We start from the raw sequence: 13719 nt of genomic DNA, 5'->3' as shown, positions 1-13719 counted from the left end.
TAATACTAATACTTCCCTGAAAGATGGGACTTATATTTAAATGAAAAAGCCATAATACTGCCGTAGATAAAGAGTGTATATGTATAATCAATCTTCTATACAAAATTCGTAATCAGATAAAAATATATCAGATTTTATATACTTTCGCTTTTTGAAGAGTAGATTTAAAGGAATTTTAAAAGAGGCGTATCATTACTCAATACAAAGCTTGATACGCCTTTTCTTTTAGAATGTTCAATTTTAATATTTTGCACACTATCACGTTCCATATAATGTTGGTTAATATCTGCTCTGTTATATCTGTTTATTATAAAAGTATAATTTTATATGCAATCGCAATGCACAGAGCGATATTTGTTGAGACATTTCTCAATTTTAGTCTTAATGCTCATTCTGTATTTATCTGGAGCTAGGACTTCAACATCAGGTCCAAAAGCTAGAATTAATTGGTCAAGTTCTCGTGTTGGTATTACTTTGATAGTAACTATACACTTGTATTCATCAATAATTTTCTGTGAGGTATGCAGTGGCTTTGAAACAATATATTTAAATCGTTCTGAACTAAATTGCAAAATAATTGTTTCGGCCTCCTGTACTTCATAAGGCACCGATACCCCTACAATATCATCAAAGTAAGAGTTGAAATCCACAAGGTCATTTTTACAGAATGGTACATCACTTCTACTTATCCGCTCAATTCGGTCAAGGGCTCGGTTGACAATATAATCTTTCCCATCAATACGTCCGAATATGAACCATCTGTTATTATATTGTTTCATATAATATGGATGAAGCACATTCGTTGAACTAATGCCTGCGTGTGTTGTGTAGCTTACTTCGAGAGGCTGGTGATTGATTGTTGCGTCTATGAGAGTTGAAAGGTATTCAAGCCCTTTTAAACATGAGTTACACTGAAATGAAATAAGATTTTCTCTATCCGATTTTACTCCAAAACGAAGTTCTAGATTGGAGATAACATCTTCAAGCCAAGCATTACCAGTAACTCCACGATATTTACTAAGCATTTCAATTATCGAGCGTAAAGAATTAACCTCTTTAACCGATAGACCATTCTGGTAGATTGAATAGTTTGGCTTAGAATATCTGTAGTAGCATTTCTTTCCTCCAAATGGTTTGGCATCAAGATAGATGTTATCGGGTAGCATCTTTCTTATGGCATTTAGGTCACCTCGTAACTGACGCAACTTGATGGTAGAGTCCGAACCTTCCAATTCATAAAGATGATTGTTGACTATTTCAAGGAGATCTTCGATAGTATATTTCTTATTCCAGTCACTGAAGCATCTGTCCAGCACTTGATAACGATACTGAGCGTTTCTATTTTCTGACATTGTTAGAGTTGCTTATATGAGATGGTGTAAAGTATTCCGTTTCCTATCTGCTGTTTATTGAACAGTTCGAGATCTATATTCCAATCTTCTCTGAAATCGCGGTCGGTGCATTCAGCGTTATCTCTTCCAAATGGTGCCCATCCTTTTGCTATACCTGCATCTGGACGTATACAGACCTCTGCATTATCCGCTTTAACCGTCAGACACCGTTCATGCTCAACATAACCTGTATCTTGAATTTCCGGTTCTATTCCGGTCAGTTCAAATATAGCATCCTTCAGGAAATGATTTCTCTTCTTACCGTTGGCAAAATCTTTTATAGCATTTACTGCCACATCTGAGTCATTAATTGAGACGATATTTGTGACGATAACCTTAATTGATACCAAGACTAAGTCTGCTTCATTCTTCAGACTGGAAATCATTTTTGCCAAAAGCATACAGCCTAAGGGCGTTTTTAGGTATCTATCAGAATATTCAATAGAAACAGCCTTGCCTCGTAGGTTAGATATTATTCTATTCCAATTACCAGTTTCCGGAGCTTTCAGAGAATCAAAAAAACGACCCAACGAGCTGTGTTCTCTTATTCTATATTCGAACATAAAGGAAGAATCGTCCGATGAAAAGGCGCTCAACAGTTGCATTCTATTTATGTCGGCATAAGACAATGAATTTGGCTGTGTGGTTATGAATACATCTCCACTTCCCCAATTCTTAGAATAGGATGTATCAATATTTTTCCCAAAGTATGTTTTGACGATTCCGTCATTCATAATCACGACCATCAACGGAAATAATCCTGTCGGCAGTGTGTTTTCAAGACATTTAAAGTTGGTTTTAAATACCTCCGCAATTAAAGTTGCACTGTCAGCTGACGAGAGCGATTTTACATCTGGTACGCTTGGCAGTATAAAGGCAACGTCAACTCCTTCTAGAGATAGTTCTGTGAGAATTTTTTTTAATGGGAATGTTTCCGCATCCCATTGAGAAATGTTGTCGTCGACAAATATTCTGATACCAGAGATGTCCTTGTTCCGTGTGAGCTGATAAAACTCGGTCGTGATGTCTGATGTCACAGCATGAGAATCAGGCATTAAATAAATAATTTCCTTTGGGGCAACACGGGCCTTGACTTCCTGTCTTAACCATTCTAGAGCCTTAGGCCGGTTAAGATAGTTCGTATACCATTGCGATCTGCGATCTATAAGGCACTTCGTGCAAGACCGTTCACAGTCGCATCTTTCAAGAGTCTCCAAAGCCATTTTTAGGACTTCCTCTTTATATTCTCGGAAGAGCAATGAATAACCTGCACCACCGAGAGCAGTATCATATATGAAAATAGAATGATTTATGCCATCATAGCCGAATTCAATCTCTCCATCGTTGACTCCGAGCAGCTCCGTGAGTTTACGGCTAAGAATCACGCCGAGAGAATAGAGTGTCTCTGTGTCTTCTACCAGATTGTTGTCCTTGTCATAAAACTTGATCTCAACAAAGTCAGTCTGGTATCTTCCGACCAACAACACATGACGTCTTACTGCAGCACCGTCATTTTCGCCACCGGGACAAGAGGTCGAAGCTAGAAGATGTTTATGGTGCGACAGCATCCGCTCTGTGGAGTCTGGTGATTTTTCTGATTTCATTCTACCGCAATAAGGACAGAAAGCATATCCATACCCACTCGTTCCTTTATTATAAAAGAGAATCTCAGACCTTGGCGTTGAACAGCGGATAGACATTTTTGCAGAATTTGTCTTCAGAAGCCAGGCATCCATTTCAAGCAAAATAGGCTGAATGAAATTCATACTGCCGAGAGAGTCCATTTTTCGTGTCGGGGTCGAATCCCATGCTACGGAGAATGCAGCAGGTTCAACGACCTCTGTAAAACGCTGATCTGTCGATAGTGAGATGTCCTTTATGCCATGCATAGTTCCATGCCGACCGCACTTGGGACAATCCGTCTTAGCACTTCCATAGATAATAGTTGTATAACCACAATGAGTGCAATTTTGTATGATATACCTTGAAGTGCTGTCATCGTATTTTGTCTTCAGACGAATACCATTGGGCTCATAGACCCATTCGTTTTTCACTACTGGATTACCGGGAGCATAAGAGGAGATGGCCTGACTTATATGCAATGTCGGTGAGTTACCGTCAACCTTTTCCTTACCGCCTAGCAGACACTCAACTAGTCCTAAGGGTAAACCTGCACTTGGCAGAAAAGAATTTTCAGCAAGATATGACAACATCGAGGTCTTTAAAAGATTTTCCTCTTGTTTCTCTATAGCTTTGATAGCATTGGTCGTTCCTGATTCATTCTTCAGAGATTCAATCGCCTTTGCAAGAGCTCCTTTATGAGCATCAAAGACATTGTAAACAGCAACAATGTCTTTCTTGACTACTTGTGCGGCATCCGCCAATGTTATCTGAGCAAGACTTGTTCCCTTGATTAATTTTGAATATGGTTCTTGAAGACGTTCAACCTTTCCGCTGATTACACTATCAATATAATTTAGAAACTTATCAAAGAAAGACATCCCTTCTGCCGTGACAAAAAAATCCCTAAGAGTTGCCGTAACCCTGATTCCCCCTTGATCTGCTACAAAGGATGCGAATACCATCGCATTAACATGACGTTGAATCAACTGACGGCTTTCCAATTTTAACAACGGAGTTTCTGTTACATGTGTAATCGGATAATCTGGATTGTTCCATGTATGAGTTCCAATAGGATTGGGAGCACAAACAGTTAAAGCCAAAGCTTTAGTTTCATTTCTTCGCCCTGCACGTCCCGTACGCTGAAGGTAGTTTGATGATTTTGGCGGCACATTATTCATGACGACTTCTGTAATACCACCAATATCAACCCCCATCTCCATTGTTGTTGAGCAAGAAAGAATATTGATTTTCCCCTCATTAAACTCTCTTTCGTATCGGTCAAGATCTTCTGACGATTGTTGAGCAGAATGTTCAGCCGATATAAAAATCGGTTTTGAAGCAAATACTCTGGAGTTCATAACCCCGAACACACCAGCAGCCTTTTGTTCAAAGAAGTTCTTCTCAATCCATTCCATGACATTCTTTTCTGTCTGATCCGCAGACTTGAATGGGAAAAGCGGATTTACAAACTCCGTCTTGATTTTGAATCTATCGAAATTTTCACGACCGATGTAACCGTTCATTCTTGGGCTATAGCCACAGAACGGTGCATCTATAATAACATTGTCAACAGGACAGAGATAACCTTTTTCGATAAGTTGCAGCTTAACTTTATCCCCCATGAGATCGAGCATATATCCTTGATTTTCTACATCTGTTGCTTCAAGAACATTTTGTCTCAGAAAATCCCATGCGGCATCAAGCATTGAGTTGATGTCAGCAATCTTTATCTGATTGATTTGAGAAATATCATCATAACCTAGAACTGCACATAGAAGAAGAACGAGTCTATTCTGATTCTCATTAATACCTTTTGAACTTACATTGACTTTAAACCATTTCGATACAGGGCTCCCATTCTTCCTCAGTTCTGAATTTGAAGGATATATAGGAGAACAGTACTTATTTTGTGTAAGGTAATCTTTATAAGCTCCAGAAAGCATATAATGACGACCTCCACGAATGACATAATCCATACAAATCTTGAGAAAATTCTGCCAGTCGGTGTCTGTACATCTTTTCTGAAGGAGTGCTGGGCATTTCGCATTTTTAAGTGCTGGATAGACAAGACGTACGAATCCCATCGTTTCCAATGAGTTCGCCCGTTTAGGAATCCATCCGAATTGGTCGACAAGAAGTGCTTTCAGATAGTCCGTTGCATTCTTGAAATTTTTTCTGCCACGTGCTTTATCAACATGTTCATACAACTTCTTGAAATTTGAGTCATTTTCAAGAGACTGGCTTATTTGCCCCCATGACACCTCCTCTGGATTGGGGATTACTGGTGTGCCATTCTTTTTTTCTTCAAGTCGTTTAAATTTTTCAAAAAGTAAGGTCGGAAGATGTTCCCGAATACTCAGATATGCATTGTATTCTGCTTCCTCATCAGGAGTCAGACCACCAGGTTTCACATCATTCAAACGCATGTCGGCAAGTTTATGAAAAATGGAAGCTCGAATCCATGAACGTTCTACATCCTGATTAAGTCCCATCGCAGAACGTGCAGACCCTTGACGACTATCGGTAAATGTTATATACTTTCGGCCTTCATATACAACGTCTGCGTCATTACTGTCAATGGGTTCAGCATTATCAAGAAGCAATGTTGCTAAAGTACGTCCAATTTGAGTAGCACTTATTCTGAGATAATCAAGGTTTTTAAACTCGCTGAGATTATTGCCACAATGAGGACAAAGAACGTGATTATCTCCTGAGTGTCGAAGAGATTGATATATTATAGGAATACTTCCTTCACTTTTTAAAGAAGTAAAACACTTGTTGCTTCTATTGTCTTCAGGGACAAGTTCTATTTTACCATTCCGATGATTGAAGATGTGATATGTTCTATTCGCATTTTTCCTTAGACATGCTTTCTTCGGAATGGCGAAAAAGAAGCGAGAAAAGCCATCCGCCTCATTTTGCTCAACATCTTCTATATTTCCCATATCTTCCAAATCAATGAGATCTTCCTTTTGCTCATAGAAAAGACTCTTGTCAAGATCAATTACATTGGTGTGCATCCTAAATCCCTTAGTTGTGCTTGTTTCACCCACTATAATGGGAGAGCCGCAAGACGAACATGTAGCAAGTTCCAGCATCTTTGATTTACAAACTGGACAATTCATATTTTGATATGTTGTCAGACTTCCTATCGACAATCTATATCCCTTATGACGCTGACAATCGGGATTGGTGCAAACATACACTCCACTTATCGATCTAACAAATAAATGAGCACGTGTTGGCAATAAAGCTCCAAGGCCGCCTCCTTTGTTTATACCTTTCACTTTTTCCCCGAGAGCATCTATTATTTCCAATGAGGTATCCACATTTTTCCCAATTCCTTTATCAAGCATACGACCGATTTCCTTTGCTTTCAATACCGGCGAAGAGTTAAGCTTTTTTCTCAACTTCTCAATATCAGAATAACTCAATTCGATACTAAACTTTTTGTTTATTTTGGACAATTGATCTTCTGCAATTCCCTTGTTTAGTTCTGGAATAATGCGCTTGCCACTAATTATTTTTATATCTTCAAATGGTTTTCCAGTGAGTTGAGACACAAAAGTTTTTAGCTTTATCGTCGTTTTGGGGTCACTTTCATCCCCGATAGTCGCTGATGTTACAGCAAAATTCACTTGATCAATAGTTACGCCAAAAGCATCTAGTACACGACGGATTTGCAATGATAATTCAGCGGCTGAAGAGCCAGTATAAGTATGTGCTTCATCTAAAAGAATCCATTTGAGCTTCCCTTTGGATTTTTCCAAGATTTCACGGTCTTCTGCTCGTACCAACATATAGTTGAGCATAGTTGGATTAGTAAAGAGAATCTGAGGCGGAGTTTTCCTTATTTGAGGCCTTGTTACGAGCTGTGGATAATGAGATGCAGTATATCTGTCAGACCGATTTTCTTTGTCGGTTTCTCCATTATATATCGCATAGGTAACCTTTTCGGGAAGAGCTTTGCACCAAGCATGAATACGTTTCTGTTGGCTTTTCATCAGTGCATTCAAAGGATAAAGAAATATGGCCTGAACACAATTTTTTTCATTGGTTTTAGCCAAATCTTGCAACACTGGTATCATAAAACACTCTGTTTTACCTGATCCTGTTCCGGTAGTCACGACAATGGTTTGTGGTCGAGAAGAAAGCATAGTTCTCCAGCTTTCTGTTTGATGCTTATAAGGATGCCTGTCTAATGGAAATCTCAAATCCTTGTCAACTTCTTCGCTACTCAGTGCATTAACAAATGAAGGAGTTAACAATCTGAGTTTAGAAGAATGTTCCTCAAAACTGTCGGCACTCTCCTCCCAAGGGAATATTGATTGGAATACAGGTTCTGCAAAAAGAGGCTCATCCTTAGTCAAAATCCTCTTGATATATTCTTGTTCTTGGGCTTGACCCTTGAACCAAAGAGAGGCAAGAGAATCTATTAATAATTCCTTGGCCTTATTGTAGAATGAAAAATAATTCATATTCATTTGTTTACAATTTGTTTTACTGTCCCAATGAATATCTCACTGTAGGTTTCTTTAAAGTATTTTCGGTAAAAATTAGTGATACGAGCATAGTCTCGACTTTCCAATAAAAAAAGATTTGTGCGATTTTTTACTTGTGCGAAGTTTTCCGCAGCACACATTGCGGACTCAATCATTACACGATAGGACTTGTGCATCTCTTGATCTACATAATATTTATTTTGAAGTACAAATCGGGTTAGAGGTAGGTCTATATTGTTATCTGTACACCCATGTATTTTTGATTTAAATTGATTTATGTCCGCTCTTGAGAAAATCCTGGCATTTCCGATATTCCCTCCCGCAACATATTGGGTAAGTTCAGACGCAACTTCTGCAGATAGTGTAGCGTTGAAAAGTGCATTTATCAGTTCTGTAATCTCACCTAATTTTGTATTCATTATATTAATGAGTGTTGGAGGAAGCGAACGTATGAAACTCTCAATACATTTTCCCCACACAGTGTGCGGAATCCAATGTACTGCAATGTTTAATTCATCTTCAAAACGGTCAATTTCTTGAATGAGAACGTCGGAAGCGCCATTAATCCAACAAGCTAATATTAAGTTAACCAATAATTTAGGCTCACAACCAATAGCTTTGAAAGCATTATATGTGGTAAATGGAAGATTAAATTCTGAAATAATACGGAATGCTTTTACTGTCTTTGCCCAATACTCGCCGGCAAAAACATCATCCTTGCAAAGCCTTTCACTCCAAAGTATTGTGTTAGCAGCAGACATCTCTCCACGTACTTCCGAACTGTAATCTTCTTGTTCAAAATTGTAATACTTAGGAACAAGCCTGCGCGAACTTTCGGGACCAGAGAAAAGAATTGCTTCCGAATTCAAAAGCTCATCAGGAATTGTAAACAAGTTCATTTGTCGATTATACGGCTCAAGCTTTATCTGCACTAATTCAGCTGGTTTTATATTTTCTGAAACCGGCAATGCATATACATCACCGTCATATATGAAATCGGAAGTGTCTTCGCTGGTATAATCTGTGATTCGAATTTTATCTGAACTCAACTCACTATCAAGAACAAATTTTCTTATATAGATGCGTTTGTCAAATATTTTTAGTTCTATGGAACTACTACGGTCAAAAGTATTTGCACCATATAATTGAAACATTCTTGCAAACAAATCACGATAATCGGATAATGGAACTATACCTTCAATTACTGGACTCTTAAGATGCTTGATTGTATTGTCATCCTTTATTTTATCAGATTTGTAAGTTACATCTATCATACCAGACTGTCCATGACTGATTATATTAAAATATCTCAGGTTATCATAAGATATGATTTTTCCCGATGGCACAATTTTCCCTTCCAAATCAGATATTACTATACCCTCAAACGGTGCTACAACAGATACTTTCAAAGGAGGATTATTCTCGGCAATTATTTTCAAATTACACGTAGGAGAATATTTAGAAGCACAGGCATCTCTGGAAATCCTCCAGGTATTTTTATCCGTCATTTCAACAGATAAGTTTTCGCATTCATCAACTTTTGCAGAGATAACATGGCGAGAATATAGGTGTAGCTCTGTGGAAAACATTGTTTCGTTGCGAGAGACAAATGTCATATCGTCTATGAAATAAAATGTTTCCATCACGTATTTATTGTCAGGAAATTCAACCTTGATATCAACAAGTCCAAATGGCAAAAGGCATGAATTGGACAAATTCCGCCACTCAGCCTTACTATTATGAACACGATATTTAGGCTTGATATTCCCGACTCTAGTGCCAGTTTGGTCAAAAACGCTTATTACTGGAATGCGAGTCAATAACTTAAAATTAGATTGCTCTACCCATTGTATATATGTACCTCTGAATTCAGCGCTATAAGGCGTGAACTCATTGGTTATGGTTATATCCTCATTCGACATGCAATTGTGTAAATCTACTTTATCAGTAAACTTAATCGCCGAATAAAGTTCTCCATTTAGTAATAGATTGTGACTACCATCACACTTCCAATTAGTGGAGAAAACAGCTATATTATTTTCAGCATTCGCTGTCGATTTCAAAGAATATACATTATCATCAAGCATTTGGAAAACCTGAGGGCATTCAAAATTCGGAGGATAACTACCACATAAAGTTGGAAACAATCTGTCATCGTTGTCACACCTGATCTTAACTTCAACTACAGGTTCTCCACTCCACTTTATATCATTTGCTACGCCAACAGTTATACGAGAATATATCGCACCGATAACCTCTCCTTTGTCATCTTTAACTAGGGATTTTCTTACATACTTTCCAACAAGTATACCAGAGACAAACACATCGAAGGTGTAGCACGATTGATAGTTTAGACCTTCAATAGATTTTGATGAAATCTCTTTTACTATATTTAAATTGACAAAAAGATTTGCAGTTTTACTTGAGGTCAAACGAAGTTTCCAACTTAGAGAAAGTGGTTTGGTTCTATGTTCACTCTTAACTCGCCGGTATTCTCTTTTTAAGGATTTAGTCAGTTCCGACAAAGAGGAATCCGTATCATCATATGGTAGCCAGCGGTCTTCTTCGGATATGATTGCATGAGCAATCTGTAATGAAACATCGTAAATATTGTCATTTTTGAACGCTTTCCCAAGATAAGCTATACAATTAAAATTCTTGATTAAATCTATATTATTATCATCCCAATCAATATTTATTGAAGACAATTCTTCAACCAATCCAATGAGAAAACGTGAAAACCCGCTAAGATTAGTTCCGTTCTTTATGTAATTTACAGGAAGACCTCCTTGATTTAGTAAAGTTCTAAAATATTCATTCCCCTTGAGAGAGTGAATAAATGCAAATCCATGACTTTTAAGCCCATGACGTGCAGCTTTATATAGTTGCTCCCAACAATAATGAGGCAGTCCTAATCCGACTGCAACATCTTCTCTGGAAGGAATTCCTCCATTATAGTCTCTTCTCCACCATTCAGCGTAACACAAGGCCGCCTCTATTCCAAAATCTTCTAATCGATACGCATTTTGGACAAGAGTCTCCTTTAAGTTTGTATATTCTTCCTCGGTTAATTTAAGTTTCCAAAGGGGCATATCTGGGGTTATGGACGGTCTGTTACGAGTATCCAAAATCCTCATCAAAACAACATGCTGTTCACTATTGCATATATTAACCATGTTCTAAAAATCAATTGGTTTATAATCTTTTGTAAAGATAGCGCAATTCTGTGCAATCACAATGCACAGTAAACAAAAAATCCAAGATGGATACATTTTTTTCCATGTATTGATAAATAACTTAATTACTATACTCACTTAAATTTGTTGATATTGCAATAGATTTTGAGCGATAATCGCAAATAAGAAGTCAAAGCAATAAACGATTTTACCAAAATTCTGTAATGAAGATATTAAGAAAGTAGACACTGGACATTATCCATATTTGCAGTCCATCTAGCTTTTCTTCAAAGGCAAAAGATGATTTAAAAACTAATATGCACAGTATTGTTCTTCGTTTGAAAAGCTTGTTTACTATTCCTTTTTTCCTAACAATTGTTTTGGTAATTATAGAAATACTCCGTATTTTTGCATTGAATGGAGCGTTCTTTTGGTTAATGCAAAACAAGAAAAAATATAGAACTTCGCTCGTTTCTAAATCGTTACCTGCTTAATAAAGCGATTCGTATAAACTGCTTATTTTCAGCTGATAGGATAAAAGGTAATACCTACCGATATGAGGGGTGATATTTACATTACAATCACACTTTTTCCCTAAAACCTTAAAACTACTTTTCATGGTTTCATAATCACCGACGGGGAAAACGCAATCAGGAGAATCTTTCTTTTTGTTATCACCCTTATACTTTTCTACAAGTTCAATTGCTATAGGTAATAATTTCACGACGTATGCTACGCCTGTTTTTATACGGTTTCCCATGAGCCATGTGCCACCATCAGAATCTGTATGGATATTCTTATAAGTAATTGCTTTCAGATCTGCGAAGGCGAGGCCTGTGAAGCACATGAAAAGTAGCATGTCACGCATAGCCTGCTGACGTTTATACCTCAATTCTACATGTATAAGCCTCTGCAGTTCTTCTTCAGAGAGAAATGAACGTCTTTTATATCCCGGCTTACATCCAAAACCCGTGAAGGGATGAACTTTTATTAAACCTTTCTCTTGAGCGATATGCATTAGCCATTTCATGGTATTAACACGTCCGAATGCTGTAGAACTGGCCGAGCCGCATGTGCCCAACATCCAATTATAATAGTCTTCAATAAAATCTTTGTCAAGTTCATCAAGTGCAATGTCCTCAACATTCTTTTTGTCTTTCAAAAAAAGCAATGCGCTCTTATAATCGGCTACTAAACCAAGATAGGTGCTTTTTGCCTTTTCCTTGCCTACTTTCTCCTTGTATGACTCAAGCTGTTCCCTGAAAAGCTCCATAAGGGTGTGGGAATCTTCTTTAAAACCGACATAGCGGCTATAGACTTTCTTGGCTGTGACAAAACTGTCATGATCGCATATGTATTGGTAATGCTTGGCAATTTGGGCTTTGGCATTATCAAGTTCCTGGTTTAACATTCTAGCTTCTTCGGATTTCCCTTTAGCCCTATTAGCTTTGGCGTCCCATAAAGAAATAGACACCTCCTTCTTACAGCTAAAGCAAGCTGTGGTCTTGTTGATGGTAATACGTCCCATTACAGGTACTTTACCATTCTTAATCGATTGATTTTTAGTGTAAAACAACACTCTGAATGTACTTCTCATAACTCAACTTTTTTAGTTACAAATTTAATTACTGTTGAGGTATTTGAAGTTATGAAGAATAATGCAATATATTGAAAACTAATGCCTTATATCCGATTAGTAGGCAAATTGGAAGAGGTAACAGATAAGTAACATAACTCACTCCCAAATATGCTCTATTTAGCTTTATTCACCACATCCGATTAAAACATTAGTTTTATAACTATTTGAATTTTAATAGGTTTGCACTATATTTGCGCATCTTGAAAAAACACTTTGTTTCATTACGGAGAACATCTCGTTCTATCGCATAAAAACAAAATGTTTTTATATACTGAAACAACTTGTTTTTAAAGGTTGAAACAAAGTGTTCAGTACTGTGAACTAACGGACTAATTGAGAAAAGACCCAGATAAACTCATGTTGTCACAGTCTCTTTAGTTCCTCTTCCTTCGTGAATATTTCACTCTATTTCTCTGCTCCGGATTGATTTTTCTGATTGTGAAAAGTGCTTATAATATTCTCTCTTTCGTTTAAAAGAAGTTATAAAACAAGAGGTGGAAACTTTTAGACCTGAAAAAGTTTTTAATTTTGTGCTTTATCTTTGAGAAGAATATAGTATGGAACGACGATATATACTGAATGCGATTGATGCCGCTTTGCAGGCTGGCGAGAAAATTCTTTCCATTTACGATGATCCGGCATCGGATTTTCAGGTAGAAAAAAAAGCGGATAATTCTCCTCTTACTATTGCCGACCGTAAGGCTCATGAAACTATCTGCCGTTTTTTGGCTGATACACCTTTCCCTCTGCTAAGCGAGGAAGGCAAACATTTGCCTTTTTCGGAACGACGGAGTTGGGAAACTTTATGGATTGTAGACCCTTTGGACGGTACGAAGGAGTTCATCAAGAGGAACGGTGAGTTCACAGTGAATATAGCTTTGGTGCATCACTCAGTACCGGTAATGGGAGTCATTTATGTGCCGGTAAAAAAGGAGCTCTATTTTGGAGTGCATGATTCGGGTGCTTATAAGCTATCCGGTATTACTGCACGTGATGGAATGTCGTGGGATGAACTGCTTGCGAAAGCTGTTCGGCTGCCGGAAACAAGCGTGCACGAACGGTTTGTAATTGTGGCTTCCCGTTCGCATCTGACGCCCGAGACAGAAGATTATATCGAGAAAATGAAATGCAGCCATGCGGAAGTTGAGCTTATATCAAGTGGAAGTTCCATCAAGATTTGTCTGGTAGCTGAAGGCAAGGCTGATGTATATCCTCGTTTTGCCCCTACGATGGAATGGGATACGGCGGCTGGGCATGCTATTGCACGTGCTGCCGGAATGGAAATTTATCAGGCGGGGAAGGAAGAACCTTTGCAATATAATAAGGAGGATTTGCTGAATCCGTGGTTTATCGTAGAACCCAAGCATACTGAAATAAAATAACGACTT

General features: G+C 37.9%; 5 protein-coding genes. 1 reads left to right on the top strand and 4 read right to left on the bottom strand.

Features of this window, described 5'->3' with window-relative positions:
- Positions 1–323 precede the first annotated feature (323 nt).
- The 4 genes from DWX62_RS10060 to DWX62_RS10045 all read right to left on the bottom strand — a co-directional run bounded on the left by DWX62_RS10060 (position 324) and on the right by DWX62_RS10045 (position 12289).
- A complete protein-coding gene (locus DWX62_RS10060; RefSeq protein WP_120172798.1) occupies positions 324–1352 on the bottom strand; it encodes a WYL domain-containing protein in 1029 nt (342 codons plus the stop codon).
- Between the two features lie 2 nt (positions 1353–1354).
- Positions 1355–7498: a DEAD/DEAH box helicase gene (locus tag DWX62_RS10055; RefSeq protein WP_120172797.1), complete on the bottom strand. Its 6144-nt coding sequence runs from the start codon at positions 7496–7498 to the stop codon at positions 1355–1357.
- Entirely contained in the window at positions 7495–10608 is a 3114-nt protein-coding gene (locus DWX62_RS10050; protein ID WP_235816616.1) for a hypothetical protein, read from the bottom strand. Before DWX62_RS10050 ends, DWX62_RS10055 begins: the two co-directional genes overlap by 4 nt.
- A 574-nt stretch (positions 10609–11182) precedes the next feature.
- Positions 11183–12289, bottom strand: a complete 1107-nt coding sequence (locus DWX62_RS10045) for a site-specific integrase (RefSeq protein WP_120172796.1) — start codon at positions 12287–12289, stop codon at positions 11183–11185.
- 599 nt (positions 12290–12888) lie between these two features.
- On the opposite strand from DWX62_RS10045, the gene cysQ reads away from it, so the two are divergent.
- Positions 12889–13713, top strand: a complete 825-nt coding sequence (gene cysQ / locus DWX62_RS10040; protein WP_005826562.1) for a 3'(2'),5'-bisphosphate nucleotidase CysQ — start codon at positions 12889–12891, stop codon at positions 13711–13713.
- The last annotated feature ends 6 nt before the right edge of the window (positions 13714–13719 follow it).

The sequence above is a fragment of the Bacteroides sp. AF20-13LB genome, from assembly GCF_003603065.1.
Lineage (GTDB): Bacteria > Bacteroidota > Bacteroidia > Bacteroidales > Bacteroidaceae > Bacteroides > Bacteroides uniformis.
This window is presented reverse-complemented; position numbering and strand designations above follow the sequence as displayed.

Bases quoted from the DNA above. Each gene is read 5' to 3' on its own strand.
- DWX62_RS10060 (WP_120172798.1), bottom strand. From the start codon at position 1,352: ATGTCAGAAAATAGAAACGCTCAGTATCGTTATCAAGTGCTGGACAGA.
- DWX62_RS10055 (WP_120172797.1), bottom strand. From the start codon at position 7,498: ATGAATATGAATTATTTTTCATTCTACAATAAGGCCAAGGAATTATTA.
- DWX62_RS10050 (WP_235816616.1), bottom strand. From the start codon at position 10,608: ATGCCCCTTTGGAAACTTAAATTAACCGAGGAAGAATATACAAACTTA.
- DWX62_RS10045 (WP_120172796.1), bottom strand. From the start codon at position 12,289: ATGAGAAGTACATTCAGAGTGTTGTTTTACACTAAAAATCAATCGATT.
- cysQ (WP_005826562.1), top strand. From the start codon at position 12,889: ATGGAACGACGATATATACTGAATGCGATTGATGCCGCTTTGCAGGCT.